This window comes from Collinsella aerofaciens, assembly GCF_040926265.1.
Taxonomy (GTDB): Bacteria; Actinomycetota; Coriobacteriia; order Coriobacteriales; family Coriobacteriaceae; genus Collinsella; species Collinsella aerofaciens_BB.
In genome coordinates, this window is the sequence record NZ_JBCOIL010000015.1 from 24,517 (window position 1) to 42,721 (window position 18,205).

Genomic DNA, 18,205 nt, shown 5'->3' on the forward strand with positions numbered 1-18,205 from the left:
CTCAAAGGGGACAGTGCCCCCGTTGAGGTAGTTACCAGGGTGTTCTAGCGGTTGAGGACTCGATGGCCTCGTGGAGCTTGAGCTCGCGGCGCATGGTTTGGGAATTGAGCCAAGCTGCCTGCCAGCCACGGATGGGGTAGCGTGTCTCGTCCAGTTCAAATTGCGTATAGCCGCAGGCGTTGATGATCGTCGTCCCGCACGCGTGTTGCCGCTCGCGCTGAAAATCGGGACCGTAGCTCTGATGCACATGCCCGTGCACCATGTAGTCGGGATTCCAGGATTCGAGCGCTGTGTTAAAGCATTCGAATCCTCGATGTGGCAGATCGTCCAGATCGCCCATGCCGGCGGCGGGGGCATGGGTCAGTAAAATATCGCAGCCGCCGACCATCCTCACTTTGCGTGACAGCTTGCGCACGCGCTTGGCCATCTCGCGCTCGGTGTACATGTTGGCGCCATCTCGGTAGCGCATGGAGCCGCCAAGCCCCGCAATGCGGACGCCGCGATACACGTACACGGTGTCTTCGACGCAGATGCAGCCACCCGGCGCATGACGCGCGTAGCGGTCATCGTGATTGCCGCGCACGTAGATGAGCGGTTTGTTGATAACCGTGACCAAAAACTCAAGATAATCCGGGTCCAGATCGCCAGCGGACAAAATCAGGTCAACACCTTCAAAGCGCTCCTTGCGAAAGCACTCCCATAGGCATCGTTCTTCGGTATCGGCTATGGCAAGGATTTTCATAGGGCGCGGACTTTCGGCTCATCGTCGAGTTGCGGAATGGTGCCCACTACGTTGTCGGCCAGCCAGTCCATCTCGACGATTTGCGTGCTCGGCAGTGGGGGAAAGTCCTCGATCTGCACCACGCCGTCTTGGCTGTGGAGTTCGCCGCCAAATGGATTGATGGAGCCCTCGACGATGCCATTGCGGAGGAGTTGAACAAGCTTGCGCGTCTGATAGGGCAGGCCCGGAGCGTAGCGAATGTCGATAACGCCCGAGCTCATGCCGTACCAGTAGTTGACGGCGCGAACCTGGCTGGCGTCACTGGTCTCATCCCAGGTGCCATGCAGTAGACTTCGCACGATAAGCTCGTAGTATCGGCCCCAGTTCCATACCGGCATGGCAATGCCGGTAACCTTGCCATCGACCAGGCGGTGAAGTCCGTAGGCCGTGGGGTCTTCGAGCGACTTTGACATGTCGGCGCCGGTCATGACGCTTACACCTTCGCGGCACATAGCCTCGGCAAGGCCTCCGGCGGGCACATCGCCCCAGGTCAGGATAATTTGCGCACGGGGGTCGAGCAGCGAGGCGCCAATCGCAAAGGCGTTGATCTCGCTGAGTGCGCCCGAGGCGAAGACCGACGCGTGGTAGCCGATGCGGTGGTTGTCCGCCATGCTGGCGGCAAGGGCGCCCAGGAGAAACTTGGCCTCGTACATCTTGCCAAAGTACGAACGGACGCTTTGGTGGGGAAGGCCGATAGAGCAGTTGAGGAACCGAACCCGGGGATACTCAACGGCAGCCCTGAGCGTGTATTCCATCAGGCGGTGCGAGGTCGAGAAGATGACGTTTGCCCCATGTTTGACAGCCGTTTCCACGGCGGCGTAGAACACGTCCGGATCGTGACAGTCCTCGAACGCCTCGGTGCGCACGATACCGCCAAAGTGCTCATCGAGATACTGACGCCCTTGGTCGTGCAGGCTGTCCCAGCTCGACGTCGCACACGGGAACTCATGGATAAAGGCGATGTGCAGGGGATTGGCCGCCGAATAGACGGTCTTGCCCATAAAGAAGTTGAGCACGCCGGAGGTGGACTTGGCGGGCGTCTCCTCCTCGTCGACGCTCGGTGTTTCGACAAGATCGACCTTGTCCTCGTCATTTTTGCCGGCAATGACCAGCTCGCGCCAAATCTTGCACAGGCGGTTTACGACGATATCTGTCGGCGTATCTAGCAGGCGGTCCTGGTTGTACACATTGAGGTAGACGAGCATGGCGTCGGCGGGCGTAATATCCAGGTGGTCGCCGCCTGCGCGAAGGTAGGCGCGCTTAAAGAGCAGGAAGGTGTGGCGCAGGTAGTCAACCTTTTTTTGCGGCCATTTTTCGATGAGGTTCTGACCGAGCATCTTGGCGAGCGTCTCGTAGCTTCCCTCACGCGAGAACTCGATTTCGTATAGGGGGCAGACGCGCCAAAACGCGCAGAATTCACCGTACAGGCGGCTTTCGACGGAATCCCATGTGCCGGGGTAGAGACGGGTGACCCTGGCCGAAACCGTTGGAGCGTCCAGGAATTTGAGGACACTGACGCGTTTGTTGCCTTCCTGGACATAGAACCGATGTATGAACTCGGTGACGATGATGGGATCGCGATAGCCCTCGGTTACCTGGATGTCGTAGAGGTTGGACCACTTGCGGGCGAACTCAGTGTTAAACGGCAGCAGGGGCATAAAGTTGCATGAAAAGGCGGACTGACGGCCTTTGGTGACTGTGCCGACGACCATTTCGAGCGGAATATCCCTTAGGCCGACATTCTCTCGCTGACCTAAGGGGAGCTGGGCAACGAGGCTGTCGAGGTCCGTAAGGTACGGGTGCTCGCTTTGGCTGATGGCGCGACGGCGTCCCTGCTCGCCGCGCTTGCGTGCTTGACGATAGGCCTCTTCCATGATGTTGCTCCCTTAGTCGTTTAAACAACTATATGAACCATGGTACCACGAATGAAAACCACCACAAAGGTGCCTGTCCCTTTTTGGCGGGTTAGACGATGATGGGGGCGATGGCACGGATGCAGGCGTCGGCTGCCGTGAAAGTAGTGCTGTCGTCGCTGACGATAAAGATGATCTTTCCTTTGATGCCAAAGTCGCCGATTTCGCTAAAGAGTACGTAGGGCTCCTTGTCAAAGCCCGAGATGGGAAGCACGGCGGCCTTGGTGGCGCTGGTCAGCTCGTCTGCCAGCACGTCAAGGGAAGCCCACTTGGACGTGTCCTTTACGGCAACGGGCACGGCCACGCGCCCAAAGGGCATCAAATGCACGAGTGTGTTCTTGGAAATGTTGGAGTTGGGCACAATGATGGTCTGTCCACAGGCATCCTCAATCGTTGTATGGCGCCAAGTGATGTCTTGGACCACGCCGGATACGCCGCCGACCTCGATATTGTCGCCGGGCTTGATGATGCCCATAAAGGTCACCTGCATGCCGCCGATAAGGTTTGACAGCGTGTCCTGAAAGCCGAGCGAAATGGCGATGCCGCCGACGCCAAGAGCGGCAACGAGGGCGTTTGCGTTAATGCCAAAGCAGTTGTCGAGGATAAAGCTGCCGCCGATCATCCAGATGACGGCGCGCGCGATGTTGATGAAGATACTCGATGCCGGAAGCGGGTTATCGTCTCGGTTAAGCAGATGGTTCAGGGTCTTGGATACGACCTTGGCGGCGACGGCGGTGCCTATCGCCAAGATGACGGCCCAGATGATGTTGTGGACCCACCGTTGCTCAAAGAAATGAAGAATCGGCTCAAACAATTCCATGTAGGGAAAACCTCCTAATGATCGTCCAACCATGATACCCACCAAGAAGCCCGTCCGATCACATCGGACGGGCCGATAACTTGAGATGGGGTGGCCGCGGTGGCGTAAGCTGGGGCGCCGGCGAGCACGCCGGCAAGGAGTGCGGCGGTCAAGGCGAGACGGGGAAGAGAGCTTCTCGAGGCAGTTTCCTTAGTCCTTAACCAGTAGTTCCTGCTGACGCTGGATTATCGACATAATATGCGAAAACCGCCGCAAGGGCGCCTGTCCCTTAGCGGCGGTTTTGACGTTTGCGCAGATAAAACCTGCCAAAATAAACCTGTCCCTTTTTGGTAGGTTTAGCTTAGCAGCATGCGGTCGTTGGCGAGCTCGCCGCCCGAGGCCTCCTCGAATTTCTGCAGCAGGTCGGCTACGGTGAGCGACTTCTTCTCATCGCCCGCCACGTCGTAGATCACGTGGCCTTCGTGCATCATGATCAGACGGTTGCCCAGACGGATGGCGTCATTCATGTTATGCGTGACCATGAGCGTGGTCAGGTGGTTCTCGTCGACGATCTCCTCGGTCAGGTTAAGCACCTTAGAGGCCGTCTTGGGGTCGAGGGCCGCGGTGTGCTCGTCGAGCAGCAGCAGGCGCGGCCTGGTGAGCGTGGCCATCAGCAGGGTGAGTGCCTGGCGCTGGCCACCCGAGAGCAGGCCGACCTTGGCGTTGAGACGCGTGTCCAGACCAAGGTCCAGGCGCTTGAGCAACTCAACGTACTCATCTTTCTCGGCCTTGGTGACGCCCCACGAAAGGCCGCGACGCTGGCCGCGACGCTTGGCGAGGGCCAAGTTCTCGGCAATCTGCATGTCGGCAGCGGTACCGCGCATGGGGTCCTGAAACACGCGGCCCAAGTACTTGGCGCGCTGCGACTCGCTCAGGCGCGAGATGTCGGTGCCGTCGAGCTCAATAACGCCCGAATCGAGCGGGTACACGCCGGCGATCATGTTGAGCAGCGTGGACTTGCCGGCGCCGTTGCCGCCGATCACGGTTACAAAGTCGCCGTCATTCAGGGTGAGGTCGACGCCGGTGAGCGCGCGCTTCTCGGTGACGGTGCCCTTGTTAAAGGTCTTCTTGACGTGCGAGAGCTTAAGCATCTGCCTCATCCCCCTTCGTGTAGGAGCTGCGGAGCTTATAGCGCTCCCAAACCACGGGCACGCACAGGGCCACAGCGACAATTACGGCGGAGAGCAGCTTCATGTCGTTGGCGTCCATGCCCAACTGCAGCACGATGGCGCGGATAAGGAAGTACACCACGGAGCCAAAGACGGCGGAGGCAAGACGGACGCTAAACTGCGTGAGGCCGCCGGGCAGCAGACGGCCGAGCACCTCGCCGATAACAATGGCGGCAAGACCGATAACGATGGCACCGGTGCCCATACCAATGTCGGCATACTTTTGGCTCTGGCAGATGAGCGCGCCCGAAAGGCCGATGAGGGCGTTGGAGAGCACGAGGGCGATCATCTTGGTGGAGTTGGTGTTGACGCCCAGAGCGCGGATCATGTACTCGTTGTTGCCGGTGGCTCGCAGCGCCGAGCCGATCTCGGTGCCAAAGAACCAATACAGGATGGCAACGATAGCCACGGCGAGCAGGATGCCCAAGATGATGGCAACGGTGGACTGCGGCAGGCCGGTCATATTGCTGACGGCCGAAAACACGGTGCCCTTGGCAAGAATGGGCGTATTGGACTTGCCCATGATGCGCAGGTTGATGGACCACAGGCTGATCTGGGTGAGGATTCCGGCGAGGATCGCGGGAATCTCGAAGACGGTGGTCAAAATGCCCGTGACGGCACCCGCGATGGCGCCGGCGCACATACCGGCCAGCACGGCGAGCAGCGGGTCGACGTTGTTATTGACGATGAGCACAGCGCAGACGCAGCCGCCGAGGGCAAAGCTGCCGTCGCAGGTCATATCGGGAATGTCGAGCAGGCGGAACGTGATAAACACGCCAAGCACCATAATGCCCCAGAGGACGCCCTGCGAAACGGCGCCCTGCAATGCAATGAGCATGCTTCATACCTCCTAGGATAGGGTGGACACGTGAGTCACCATGATAGCGGTAACAATGCATAAAAGAGCTGCGGCCGGATGTTTTGACTCATCCGAAACAAGCAGGGCGAACGCCGGTCTTTGGCGTTCGCCCCTGTGGCTCAGATATTGAATAACGCGTCAACGGCGCGAGTGCGTGCCCTAGACGCGCTACCGCGCATGGCGCTACTCGTCCAGAGCGGAAAGATCGATGTCCAGAGCCTCGGCCATCTCGTCGTTCTTGACGACGACCAGGTCCTTGCTCGAGAGGTGCTTGATCGCCATGTCCTCGGGCTTGGCTTCGCCCTTCAGGATCTTGACGGCCATCTCGCCTGCGGCGTAGCCCAGATCCTCGTAGTTGATGGAGAGGGTGAACAGGCCGCCGGCCATGCACATACCCTCCTCGCCAGTCACGAAGGGAAGCTTGTTTTCCTTGCAGATCTGGCCGACCTGCGAGGCACCCGCGGCGATGGTGTTGTCGGTGGGGGAGTACAGCGCGTCGACCTTGCCCACGGCAGACTCGACGACGGACTGAATCTCGTTGGAGCTCGAGACGGTGAAGTCAGTGTACTCGAGGCCCAGCTTGTCGAGCTCCTTCTTGGCGGCCTTGATCTGGACGTCGGAGTTGGACTCGGCGGTGCAGTAGAGCAGGCCGACCTTTTTAACGTCGGGCAGGACCTTCTGCATCATCTCGAGCTGCTCGGCGACCGGGGTGAGGTCGGAAGCGCCCGTGACGTTGGTGCCGGGCTTGTCGTTGTCCTGGACCAGGCCGGAGGCGGCGTAGTCGGTGATGGCGCAGCCCACGATGGGGATATCGGCCGTGGCGCCGGCGGCAGCCTGCGCGGCGGGCGTGGCGATGGCATAAATCAGGTTGACGTTGTCGCCCACAAACTTGTCGGCAATGGACTTACACGTGGACTGGTCGTTCTGGGCGTTCTTCTGGTCGATCTTGACCTTAAGGCCGCTCTCCTTGATGGCCTTGACAAAGCCGTCGTTGGCGGCATCGAGTGCGGAATGCTCGGTGAGTTGCAGAACGCCGATGGTGTAGTCGGAACCGGCGGCAGCAGAGCCGGAACCAGAGTTGCCGCCGCATCCGGCGAGCGGGGCGAGCGCGAGCAGGCCGGCGGAGACCAGAAGGCTCCTGCGACTGATGGTGATGTCCTTCATATCATTACCCCCAGTATAAAAATGGCTGGAAACACTGCACTGGGACAAAGTGCAAGTGGAACTATAGTAGCGCTGATGTCCATTTTTACAACAGCCTGGCGGGTTTTTTAATACAGAATCGGATGGGCGGTACGGGTAGTCGAATGGGCGGCGGAGGGTCTTATGCGGCGGAGGAGGCGTCGTCCTCCTCGTCGAGGGCGGCGAAGAGCTTCTTGCCGTCGAGGAGACGTGTGGTGACGTTTCTCATGCGGGCGATCTCGACGGTGCGCAGCGTATCGTCGGTGCCTCGGGCGTCGTAGACCGTTCCCAGCAGATACGAGATGCCATCGCGCTGCCTGATGGCAAAGGGACGGAGTGTCATCCGTGCTGCTTCGGTTTCGCCGCGTGTCGTGACGCTCGAAATATCAAAACTCACCGTGGTTCCGTGGTCGATGGCCTGCTCGACGAGCTCGCACGTGTCGATGCGCTTGATGGGCGTGCGTGTTGCCTTGGTAGCCTTGCTGCCTGCGCTTGGAGCGGGTTCGGGTGTATCGAGGTAGCCGCGAACGTCGGCGCTCGCCATGGCAACTAAGTGCTGCGCCATGCTCTTGCGGATAGCGATAGGCGTGGAGCGGTTGCGCATGACCATACCGTGGAGCCGGATGATCTCTTCGTCGGTGAGCGGGCGGGTAAGAAGTTTGTAGCCCACGCCGCGTTTGTACTCAATTTCGTATCCGGCATGGCGAAGCGCGGAGATGGCGGTGTAGATGCTGCGCCGCGCCGCCGAGATGGGCATGCGGGCGGGGTCGTCGGGATGGGCGAGGCGCCGGATCAGCTCATCGGAAAGCATGGCCTTGTCTTCGCCGGTGTTTTCGCTCAAGAGCTGCAGGATGCGAACGGCGCGATAGGCTGCCATCGAGGCGGCGCCCCTCGTCGTGATGTCGTAGGTTTCAACAGCGGCTTCGGTCATCGTGCCCACGTCCTTTCCGTTTTGGGTGGCGACGGTATGGAGCCTAGGACGTGGGGCTTTCCCAGGGGCGCAGGGCGCTCTGGGCGGTCGGTAGTCGTCGGCAAACGGCGGGTTGAGTTTTCAACAGCCCTGCTCAACTGACCAAAAACTTGCCAAAAGCTTGATGGATGCTGTTGAAAAAAGCGCCTCTCGACCGATGCCGAGAGGCGCTTGTGCGATGAGCGTTGGCGTGTGGCGACACGAGCTAGCGTCCGACGATTAGAAGTCGGCGTTGCCCACGGTGCGCGGGTGCGGCAGGACGTCGCGGATGTTGCCCACGCCGGTCAGATACATGACCAAGCGCTCGAAGCCCAGACCGTAGCCGGCGTGCTTGCAGGAACCGTAGCGGCGCAGGTCAAGGTAGTACTTGTACTGCTCGGGATTCATGCCCAGGTCCTTGATGCGGGCCTCGAGCAGGTCCAGGCGCTCCTCGCGCTGGGAGCCACCGATGATCTCGCCGATACCGGGAACCAGGCAGTCGGCGGCGGCGACGGTCTTGCCGTCCTCGTTCATGCGCATGTAGAAGGCCTTGATCTCGGCCGGGTAGTCGGTTACGAAGGTCGGGCGCTTAAAGTGCTCCTCGGTCAGGAAGCGCTCGTGCTCGGTCTGCAGGTCGATGCCCCAGCTCACGGGGTAGTCAAACTTGTGACCGGCGGCGACGGCCTGCTCCAGGATCTCGACGGCCTCGGTGTAGGTAACGCGGGCGAAGTCGGAGTTGGCGACATGGTCTAGGCGTTCGAGCAGACCCTTGTCCACAAACTTGTTGAGCATATTGAGCTCGTCGGGGCAGGTGGCCATGACGTCCTTGAGGACATACTTGAGCATGGCCTCAGCGTTATCCATGTAGTCGTTAAGGTCGGCAAAGGCCATCTCGGGCTCGATCATCCAAAACTCGGCGGCGTGGCGCGTGGTGTTGGAGTTTTCGGCGCGGAAGGTGGGGCCAAAGGTGTACACGTCGCCAAAGGCCATGGCAAAGTTCTCGGCATTGAGCTGGCCGGACACGGTGAGGCTTGCATGCTTGCCAAAGAAGTCCTGGCTCCAGTCGACCTCGCCGGACTCGGTGAGGGGCGGATTTTTGGGGTCGAGCGTGGTCACGCGGAACATCTCGCCGGCGCCCTCGCAGTCACTCGTGGTGATGATGGGGGTGTTGACGTAGACAAAGCCCTGCTCCTGGAAGAAGCGGTGGATGGCGGCAGCCGCGACAGAGCGGATGCGGAACACGGCGCGGAACAGGTTGGTGCGCGGGCGCAGGTGCTGCTGGGTGCGCAGGAACTCGACGGTTGCGCGCTTCTTCTGCAGCGGGTAATCCGGGGCGCTCGTGCCCTCGACCTCGATGGAGGTGGCAGAAAGCTCGAAAGGCTGGGGCGCATCGGGGGTCAGCTTGACGGTGCCGGTGCAAATGAGTGCGGCCGAGACGTTTTGATGGGCGATCTCGTCGTAGTTGTCGAGTGCCTCGCGGTTCATGACGACCTGCAGGTCGCGGAAGCAGCTGCCGTCGTTGAGCGTAACAAAGCCAAAGTTCTTCATGTCGCGGACGGACTTGACCCAGCCGGCGACGGTGACGGTCTGGCCGCCGAGCGACTCGGCATCGGCATAGAGCTGCGCGATTTTGGTGCGGTTCACGTATCCTCCCATAACGGTTGAATGATAGTTATCCATACAGTTCGATATTCTAGCAGCTCGGCTCATTTGGGCTATACAGATAAGGCATTGGCGGGATGGTTTTTCAAACGAAAAGCGCCCGCGGCCAAATGGTCGCGGGCGCTTGGCGTGGTGCCTTTTGGCTGTGTGGCGCGGGACTTGGCTACTTGGTCTTGGCCACCAGCAGCGGGTCGCCCAGCTTGACGAGCGGGTTGCCGCCGATAAGCGTTCCGGACTCGCCGACATGGTCGATGCTCTTAAGACGGTCGAGCTCGGAGACGATGACGGTCACGATGTCCTCGTGACCAGCGGCCTTAATGGCCTCGCGGTCGAAGCTGATGAGCGGCTGGCCTGCCTTGACCACATCGCCCATCTCGACAAAGCGGGCAAAACCCTTGCCGTTCATTTCCACGGTACCCAGGCCAACATGAATGAACACGCGAAGACCGTCCTCGGTGATCATGCCAATGGAGTGGTTGGTGACAGTGGTGGCGCCGATGCGGCCGTTGGCGGGCGCATAGATGGTGCCGGTAATGGGCTCGATGCCATAGCCCTGGCCAAGCATGCCCGAGGCGATCGTCTCGTCGGGAACCTCGTCCAGGTTGACGAGCACGCCGTTGACGGGGGCGTAGATGACGCCTTCGCGGGTAGCGAAGCTTGCTGCGGGCGGAACGGACGCCTCGCCGGTCGAGGTGAAGGTGGACTTAAGCGAATCGAGCAGACCCATAGTTGCCTCCAACTTAAATAGGCGCATATCGCGCGTTTGGTTTGCCGGAAACGTTTCACATGTGTTTCGCGGCTTGGTCAACGCCCCTATTCTACGCTGCTCAACGATACCTCTGAACTGGGATTATGTGATATATCAGTTGAAGGGAAACTTATTGCCGGAGTGTTTCTGCACCACGGGTTCAAGTGGGGTACGCTTGAAGGCGAAAAACAAGGGCGCATAATTTGCGCGAAGGGAGCACATATGATTGTCGAGAACCATGCGCTGTGGGGCGAGGAGCCGACCGAGGATTATCCGGCGACGTTTACGTATTTGGGTGCCGAGCCGTTGCCCGATAAACCGAATGGCCGCCGCCCCGCGGTGATCATCTGCGGCGGAGGCGGGTTTACGCATATCGCTCCGCACGAGCAGGACCCGGTGGCGTTTGCGTTTTTGGATCACGGTTACCAGGCCTTTGTGCTCAACTATGTCACGAGCTCTACGGGTGACGTGAGCTTTCCGCACCCCCAGGCAGACCTTGCCAAGATGGTCGCCACGGTGCGCGCCAACGCCGACGAGTGGCATGTCGATCCTAAGCGCGTGTGCGTCGTGGGATTCTCGGCGGGCGGCATGATCTGTGCCTCGCTGGCAACGCAGTGGAAGACCGGCCCCTTCGCGGCACTTGCCGGGGCGCGTCCGGACGACATTCGTCCCGATGCCGTGGTGCTGGGTTATCCATTGCTCGACTTTGCTTATGTGCGCGACATGCAGACGCGCGATCCGCGCATTGACTTGCGTGTGCCCAAGACGGGCGGCAAGACGGGGCGCGATTTGCTCAACGACTACCTGTCGATGGTGACGGGCGGCGAGGCAACTGACGAGCATTTGGCCGACATCTGCCCCACCACGCATGTTTCGCGTCAGATGCCGCCGACCTTTGTGTGGGGCGTGTCCGACGACAAGACGGCGCCGATCGCGCAGGTCTACCCGTTTGCGCAGCGCATGGCCGAGGAGGGCGTTGCATGCGAGATGCACGTCTTCGACCAGGGTGGTCACGGCCTTTCGCTCGGCAACGCCAACACCGCGGTCGACAACGAGGACAAGCAGGTGGCGGTCCGCCCTTGGATTCGCCTAGCCTTCCGCTTCCTGGAGCGCTATCTGTAAGAGGACGGATATCCCCTCAATAACTTGCGGTGAAATAGCTCCTATTTAAGGCCTCAACCAGCCCAAGCAGGAACTATTCCACCGCAATTTTGGTTTTGATGCCCCGTCCGGAAACTGCATCCCAGTCTCGCCCTTCAAGGTGGGACGCAGTTTCCCATAGGGCCTCGACTGGGAAAGTGCGTCCCGTTTCGAGTGGGGATTCCGGGATGCATTTTCCGTAAGAGGCCTGTTTGGGAAACTATATCCCGTTTCGAGCCAGAATTCTGGGATGTAGTTTCCCCGAGAGGCCTCATCGGGAAACTATGGCCCTGAACTCTCCTGCCTGTCCCCATTGCGCCAATCTGCTGATTGAACGTCGTTGTGTGTTCACGCTATCATGTAAGTTTAAAATTGGTTAGCCATGGCAAACGGTTAGCCATGGTGAACATAAATACAACGCCCTGCGGGCGCCGGGGGAGGAGCACGGACGTGAAGCTCGATACACTCGAGATTGGAAAGGACGCCGTTGTCGCATCGGTGGCATCGGACGATCAGGCACTCCGACAGCATATTTTGGACATGGGTCTAACGCCGGGCACCGAAGTCACCATGATGAAGTACGCCCCCATGGGTGACCCGCTCGAGATCCGCCTACGTGGCTACGAGTTGACGCTGCGCAAGGACGATGCCGCTCGCATCGAGCTCGTGGGTATTCACGACACCGATACGGGTCCGCGCGCTAACGCCGCAATCGGCACGACGGAGCATCCGGCCCTGGGCGAGGGGACGTATTCGCCCCGTGCGGCAAAGACGGCCGTGCCCGAGGGCGCGCCGCTGCACTTTGCCCTCGCCGGCAACCAAAACTGCGGCAAGACCACGTTATTCAACCAGCTGACGGGCTCCAACCAGCACGTCGGTAACTTTCCCGGCGTGACGGTCGACCGCAAAGATGGCACCATCCGTAACCATCCCGAGGCGAGCGTTACCGACCTGCCTGGCATTTACTCCCTGTCGCCGTACACAGGCGAAGAGGTCGTGAGCCGTCAGTTCATCCTTGACGAGCGCCCGGACGCCATCATCGACATCATTGACGCCACCAACATCGAGCGTAACCTGTACCTGACACTGCAGCTCATGGAGCTTGACCGTCCTATGGTCATCGCGCTCAACATGATGGACGAGGTGACCGCCAACGGCGGCGCCGTGGACGTCAACCTGCTCGAGAGCCTGTTGGGCGTGCCCGTTGTCCCCATTAGCGCTGCCCGCAACGAGGGCATCGGCGAGTTGGTGGACCACGCCCTGCACGTGGCACGGTTCCGCGAGCGCCCTGGTCGCCTGGACTTTTGTGCGCCCGACGGCCCGGACGGCGGTGCGCTGCATCGCTGCATCCACGGTATTGCTAACCTGATCGAGGACCATGCCGTGACGGCGCACATTCCGGTGCGCTTTGCGGCGACCAAGCTGGTCGAGGGCGATGAGCTGGTAACCGAGGCGCTTCACCTGGATCGCAATGAGCTCGACGCTATCGAGCACATCATTACCCAGATGGAGGGCGAGGCCGGCACCGACCGCCTATCTGCGCTGGCCGATATGCGTTTTAGCTTTATCGGCGACGTGTGCGGGCGTTGCGTCGTCAAGCCGCACGAGAGCCGCGAGCACGTGCGCTCCGTCAAGATTGACCGCATCCTGACAGGTCGTTACACAGCCATTCCGGCGTTTCTGGTGATCATGGGCCTCGTCTTTTGGCTGACGTTTGGCGTGATTGGCGCGGCGTTGCAGGGACTCATGGAGGACGGTATCGCTGCCATCATCGCCTCGGCCGATGCGGGCCTCAAGGCATTCGGAACCAACGACGTGGTGCGCTCACTGGCTGTCGACGGCGTACTTACGGGTGTGGGCAGCGTGCTGACCTTCCTACCGATTATCGTCGTGCTCTTCTTGTTCCTCTCCATTCTGGAAGACTCCGGCTACATGGCACGCGTAGCCTTTGTCATGGATAAGGTGCTGCGTCGCTTTGGCCTGTCGGGCCGCAGCTTCGTGCCCATGCTCGTCGGTTTTGGCTGCACCGTGCCGGCTATCATGTCGACCCGTACGCTCCCATCCGAGCACGACCGCAAGATGACGGTCATGCTCACGCCGTTTATGAGCTGCTCAGCCAAGCTGCCGGTTTACGGCTTGCTGTGCGGGGCTTTTTTCCCGCAGGCGACGGTTCCCGCCATGGTCTCGCTCTATCTGATCGGTATCGTGGTCGGCTGCATCGCGGCTTTGGTGCTCAACCGCACGGCATTTAAGGGCGACCCGGTGCCGTTTATCATGGAGCTCCCCAATTACCGCCTGCCGAGCGTCAAGACGACGGTGATGCTGGCATGGGATAAGGCCAAGGACTTTATTACCAAGGCTTTTACCATTATCTTTGCCGCTACCGTGGTCATCTGGTTCCTTCAGACGTTCGACATTCGCTTTAATGTGGTCGCCGATCAGTCGCAGAGTCTACTTGCCGGTCTGGGTAGCATCATCGCGCCGGTGTTGGCCCCACTCGGCTTTGGCGACTGGCGCGCCTCGACGGCGCTCGTCACCGGACTTATCGCCAAGGAGAGTGTCATCTCGACACTCACGGTGCTTTTGGGTGCAACCTCGCCCGCGGCATTGTCAACCATGTTTTCGCCGTTTACCGCCTACGTGTTCTTGGTCTTTACGCTGCTGTACCCGCCTTGCGTGGCCGCTATCGGCGCTGTCAAGAGCGAGTTGGGCGCGCGCTATGCCGTGGCCGTATTCGCGTTTCAGGTCGCCGTTGCCTGGATCGTGGCGTTTGTCGTGCATTCGGCGGGCATATTGCTGGGGTTGGCTTAGTTATGAATTGACGACGCAACCTCTGTGTATCGAATTGTTTTCGGCCCCGCTTCTGTACTGACGGATGCGGGGCCGTTGCTATATAATCGCCTCCGCTCAAAACGATTGGAGACGTTATATATGACTCAGGCAAGGCAAGACGGCATCACGCTCAGGCAGTGGCTCCCACTCGTCGGGCTCACCTGCTGTGCGTTCGTGTTCAACACGTCGGAGTTTATGCCCATCGGCCTTTTGACTGATATCGCCGCGTCGTTCTCGCTCACCGAGGCCCAGGCGGGCATCATGATCTCGGTCTATGCCTGGGGCGTCATGCTGCTGTCGTTGCCGCTCATGGTGTTCGCTTCGCGTTTCGAGTTTAAGCGGATGCTGCTGGGCGTGCTTGCCGTGTTCTCGCTCGGTCAGTTCCTGTCCGCTGTGGCGCCGACCTATCCCATCCTGGTCTGCGCGCGCCTGGTGGTCGCTTGCGCACATGCCGTGTTCTGGTCAGTCGCCTCGATTATGGCCTCGCGCCTGGTCGACACTCGCCACGGCGCGCTCGCCATCAGCATGATCGCCACGGGCTCGTCCATCGCGCAGATCTTTGGCCTGCCTCTCGGTCGCGCCATTGGCTTGGCCGTGGGCTGGCGCATGACGTTTGCCGTGGTCGGGGGCCTCTCAGCCATCGCGGTCGTCTACCAGACAGCGGTGTTCCCGGCCATGCCGGCGGGTGAGCGCTTTACCGTCAAACAGCTGCCCGAGCTGCTCAAGAACCCGCTCCTCATCGCGCTCTACGCAGTCACGGTCTTCATGGCGACCGGCTATTACGCAAGCTACAGCTATATCGAGCCCTTCCTGGCGCAGGTCGCGCACGTCGATGCGGGCGCCATCACCATGACGCTGACGGCGTTTGGCTGCTCTGGTCTGCTCGGAAGCTGGCTGTTTGGCCGCCTGTTCGATGGGCATCGCTTCCCGTTCCTTGCTATCACGCTCTCCGGGGTACCGGTCGCCTTGCTGCTTATGGGTCCTGCCGCGTCGTCGCTCGCCGCGGTTCTTGGCGTTTGCGCGCTGTGGGGCTGCTGCGCCACGGCCTTTAACGTGGCGTTTCAGGCCGAGCTCATCAAGTACACGCCCGCGGATTCGTCGGCTGTCGCCATGTCAATCTTCTCGGGCCTGTTCAATCTGGGTATTGGCACGGGCACCGCAATCGGCGGTGCCGTGGTTTCGGGTCCCGGTATCGCTTGGATCGGCTTTGTGGGCGGGGCGATTGCCGTCGTGGGCGTTATCCTCGCCGTCACGGTGATGTTCCCAGCCATCCGCCGCGCCAAGCCCGTCGCCTAGCCACGTCCCCTCATCAGTTGCGGTGGAATAGTTCCTGTTTAAGGCCTTTGAAGGCCCAAGCAGGAACTATTCCACCGCAACTTATTTTGGGGGAGGGGATACAAGCTGGGCATACAATGGATGTCGTTGTGTTGAGCTTACCGGGAGGCTGTTATGTGGGCATACGAGACGACGTTCTATCAGATCTATCCGCTGGGCTTTTGCGGGGCTCCGCGCGAAAACGCCGCGCCCGTTGCCGAGGATGAGCTCGCCCAGGCTGCCAACGCCGCGCCCAACCCCGATGCTCCTATCATGAAGGTCGCCCAATGGACCGACTACCTGCAGGAACTCGGCGTTGGCGCCGTGCTCATCAACCCGCCGCTCGAGTCCGATAGTCACGGCTACGATACACGCAGCCTGCGCCATATCGACCGTCGCCTGGGTGGGGATGCCGACTTTGCCGCCGTGTGCGACACACTGCATGCCCATGGCATCCGCGTGGTGCTCGATGCCGTCTTCAACCACGTCGGCCGCGGTTTTTGGGCCTTCCGCGATGTGCAGGAGCGCAAGTGGGACTCGCCGTACAAGGACTGGTTCCACATTAGCTTTGACGGCGATTCCTGCTATGGCGATGGCTTTTGGTACGAGGGCTGGGAAGGCCATTTTGAGCTTGCGAAGCTCAACCTGCAAAATCCCGCTGTGGTCGATTACCTGCTAGAGTCCGTGCGCCGTTGGGCCGACGTCTTTGGCGTCGACGGCCTGCGCCTGGACGTTGCCTATATGCTCGACCGCGACTTTATGCGCCGCCTGCACGTCTTTACCCGTGAGCTCAAGCCCGACTTTGTGCTGATCGGCGAGACGCTCCACGGCGACTACAACCAAATCGTCAACGACGAGATGCTCGACTCCTGCACCAACTACGAGTGCTACAAGGGCCTGTACTCCAGCTTTAACTCGGTCAACATGTTCGAGATCGCCCATTCGCTGCACCGTCAGTTTGGCGGCGACCCTTGGTGCATCTACCGCGGCAAACATCTGCTGTCGTTTGTCGACAACCACGATGTGCCGCGCCTGGCGAGCATCCTCACCGACAAGTCCTGTCTGCGTCCCGCCTACGGCATGCTCTTTGGCATGCCAGGCATCCCGTGCGTCTACTATGGCAGCGAGTGGGGGATTCCTGGCGAAAAGGGCGGCCCCGATGGCGACTGGGCGCTGCGCCCTGCGCTCGATGAGCCTGCGCCCAACGAGCTGACGGCCTTCATCACGCAACTTGCGCACCTACGCTCGGCCGATGACGCGGCAGCCCGTGCCCTCAACTACGGTGCCTATCGCAACGTGGTAATCCAGAACAAGCAGCTGCTGTTCGAGCGCGCCTGCGACGACGCGACGGTACTCGTGGCGGTGAATGCCGTGGGTGAGCCTTACACCTTTGGCGCCGGCGAACTCAACGGCTCCTTTGTCGATCTGCTTGCCGACGATGCGCCCACGGTCGAGCTGGCGGGCACCCTTGAGCTTGCACCCTACGAGGTGCGCTATCTGCTGAGGGCCTAGCTCGTGGCCACACTGGATGAGGGTTATCAACATATTGAGCATGGGTTTGAGCCCGTGTTTGACGAGCGCTCGCGCATTTTGGTGCTGGGGTCGTTTCCCTCGGTGCTTTCGCGCGCCAATTCCTTTTATTACGGCAACCCTCAGAATCGTTTTTGGCGCGTGATGGCCGCGTGCCTCGGTGTGCCTGTGCCGCCCAACGAGGGCGACCCTTTGGCAAGCGGTGAGCCCGCGACGCTTGATGCCTCCATTGCCGCCAAGCGGTCCATGCTGCTGAACGGCGGCGTGGCCCTGTGGGATGTGATCGAGAGCTGCGACATTAAGGGTTCGAGTGACGCCAGCATCAAAAACGTCGTTCCGGCGCATGTCGAGCGCATTACCGGCGCAGCTCCTATCGAGGTCGTTGTCTGTAACGGCGGCACGGCAGGGCGGCTCTACAAGCGCTATCTACAAGAGCGCACCGGGCTGCCGGCCATCGTTCTGCCGTCGACAAGTCCCGCCAATGCGGCATGGCGCCTGGAACGCCTTGTCGAGCGCTGGCGCGAGGCCGTTGACTGGGTTGTAATTTAATTTAGATTTTTGTCTTGAGCGTGGGCGCCCAGACGTTTCAGAACGCCTCGCCAGATCGGCGCGGGCACGGCTGGCTCGGCGCAAACCATGCCGTCGGTGTCGACGTTGGCGGCATTGCCGCCGCCAAGTCGCTGTGCATGCTCGACGGAGCAGCCCATGCGCACAGCGCCCACAAGCTTATCTATCGCTTCCGAAAATGGTCGGCGCAAGAGGCCCATGCGTGGGGAATGGCGAAGCGCTGCGATGCCGCTGCCGGCGCAGATGGCAACGCCGCCACACCACAATTGGTCATGGCGCTCACATGCCTTGTGCAGGCGAACGGCGGTCCCACGCGCCTGCTCAGTGCTCTCTTGTGCGGCTCGAATCGCGGCATAGACGCGCGTTCCCGTACCGCCAAAGCGCTCAAGCGCCTGCTCGATGGCTGTCAACGTCTCATCGTCAGCCACATCTTCAATGGCCAGCACGATGCCATCGGCAACGCTGCCGGCGTCATTTGCCTTCAAGTCGACCGGGCGGGGGAGTGCGGTGCCGGAAAGCTGTGCATAGGCGGCGATGGCATCCTGCAGGTCCCAGAGCAAAAACTCAAGATCGGCACTATTGGGAATGCTGATATACGCAATGGTTTGCAGCGTTTTTGGTACATCGCTGCGCGCGGTCGGCTCCATGCTGCCTCCTTTCCGGTTGGTTTCCGTTTAGGTTACACCGTCCGGCGGCGCCC

General features: G+C 60.6%; 15 protein-coding genes. 5 read left to right on the plus strand and 10 right to left on the minus strand.

The window, feature by feature from the left end; genetic code table 11:
• Positions 1-31: 31 nt before the first annotated feature.
• The 9 genes from AB5767_RS05845 to AB5767_RS05885 form a co-directional block, all read right to left on the minus strand.
• Positions 32-742: a metallophosphoesterase family protein gene (locus tag AB5767_RS05845; RefSeq protein ID WP_368132122.1), complete on the minus strand. Its 711-nt coding sequence runs from the start codon at positions 740-742 to the stop codon at positions 32-34.
• Entirely contained in the window at positions 739-2,655 is a 1,917-nt protein-coding gene (locus AB5767_RS05850; protein ID WP_368132123.1) for a BMP family ABC transporter substrate-binding protein, read from the minus strand. The genes AB5767_RS05845 and AB5767_RS05850 overlap by 4 nt, the downstream gene beginning before the upstream one ends.
• A gap of 91 nt (positions 2,656-2,746) precedes the next feature.
• Positions 2,747-3,514, minus strand: coding sequence for a mechanosensitive ion channel family protein (locus AB5767_RS05855; RefSeq protein WP_368132124.1), 768 nt, complete (start codon positions 3,512-3,514; stop codon positions 2,747-2,749).
• A gap of 335 nt (positions 3,515-3,849) precedes the next feature.
• Positions 3,850-4,644 (minus strand): ABC transporter ATP-binding protein, encoded by a 795-nt coding sequence (locus AB5767_RS05860; protein WP_368132125.1) that lies wholly within the window; start codon positions 4,642-4,644, stop codon positions 3,850-3,852.
• On the minus strand, positions 4,637-5,560 hold the full coding sequence (locus AB5767_RS05865) for an ABC transporter permease (protein ID WP_006234992.1): 924 nt from the start codon (positions 5,558-5,560) through the stop codon (positions 4,637-4,639). Before AB5767_RS05865 ends, AB5767_RS05860 begins: the two co-directional genes overlap by 8 nt.
• A gap of 204 nt (positions 5,561-5,764) precedes the next feature.
• Positions 5,765-6,745: an ABC transporter substrate-binding protein gene (locus AB5767_RS05870; RefSeq protein ID WP_368132126.1), complete on the minus strand. Its 981-nt coding sequence runs from the start codon at positions 6,743-6,745 to the stop codon at positions 5,765-5,767.
• 160 nt (positions 6,746-6,905) lie between these two features.
• On the minus strand, positions 6,906-7,694 hold the full coding sequence (locus AB5767_RS05875) for a hypothetical protein (protein ID WP_368132127.1): 789 nt from the start codon (positions 7,692-7,694) through the stop codon (positions 6,906-6,908).
• Positions 7,695-7,952: 258 nt separating this feature from the next.
• The gene (gene asnS, locus AB5767_RS05880; protein WP_055285210.1) at positions 7,953-9,356 is read right to left on the minus strand and encodes an asparagine--tRNA ligase; all 1,404 of its coding nucleotides are present in this window, start codon (positions 9,354-9,356) and stop codon (positions 7,953-7,955) included.
• 181 nt (positions 9,357-9,537) lie between these two features.
• Positions 9,538-10,101, minus strand: coding sequence for a PTS sugar transporter subunit IIA (locus AB5767_RS05885; RefSeq protein WP_022093882.1), 564 nt, complete (start codon positions 10,099-10,101; stop codon positions 9,538-9,540).
• A 243-nt stretch (positions 10,102-10,344) separates the two neighbouring features.
• On the opposite strand from AB5767_RS05885, the gene AB5767_RS05890 reads away from it, so the two are divergent.
• From AB5767_RS05890 to AB5767_RS05910, 5 genes are all read left to right on the plus strand, one after another.
• Entirely contained in the window at positions 10,345-11,244 is a 900-nt protein-coding gene (locus tag AB5767_RS05890) for an alpha/beta hydrolase (protein WP_368132128.1), read from the plus strand.
• A 417-nt stretch (positions 11,245-11,661) separates the two neighbouring features.
• Positions 11,662-14,073 (plus strand): ferrous iron transport protein B, encoded by a 2,412-nt coding sequence (gene feoB, locus AB5767_RS05895; protein ID WP_368132129.1) that lies wholly within the window; start codon positions 11,662-11,664, stop codon positions 14,071-14,073.
• A 120-nt stretch (positions 14,074-14,193) separates the two neighbouring features.
• Complete coding sequence (locus AB5767_RS05900; protein WP_368132130.1) at positions 14,194-15,390, plus strand: MFS transporter; 1,197 nt, start codon at positions 14,194-14,196, stop codon at positions 15,388-15,390.
• Positions 15,391-15,543: 153 nt separating this feature from the next.
• On the plus strand, positions 15,544-16,920 hold the full coding sequence (locus tag AB5767_RS05905) for an alpha-amylase family glycosyl hydrolase (protein WP_368132131.1): 1,377 nt from the start codon (positions 15,544-15,546) through the stop codon (positions 16,918-16,920).
• Between the two features lie 3 nt (positions 16,921-16,923).
• Positions 16,924-17,487: a uracil-DNA glycosylase family protein gene (locus AB5767_RS05910; RefSeq protein ID WP_368132132.1), complete on the plus strand. Its 564-nt coding sequence runs from the start codon at positions 16,924-16,926 to the stop codon at positions 17,485-17,487.
• Here the strand turns inward: AB5767_RS05910 and AB5767_RS05915 are convergent.
• The gene (locus AB5767_RS05915) at positions 17,484-18,152 is read right to left on the minus strand and encodes a hypothetical protein (protein WP_368132133.1); all 669 of its coding nucleotides are present in this window, start codon (positions 18,150-18,152) and stop codon (positions 17,484-17,486) included. The two genes, AB5767_RS05910 and AB5767_RS05915, sit on opposite strands and share 4 nt — an antisense overlap.
• Positions 18,153-18,205 lie beyond the last annotated feature (53 nt).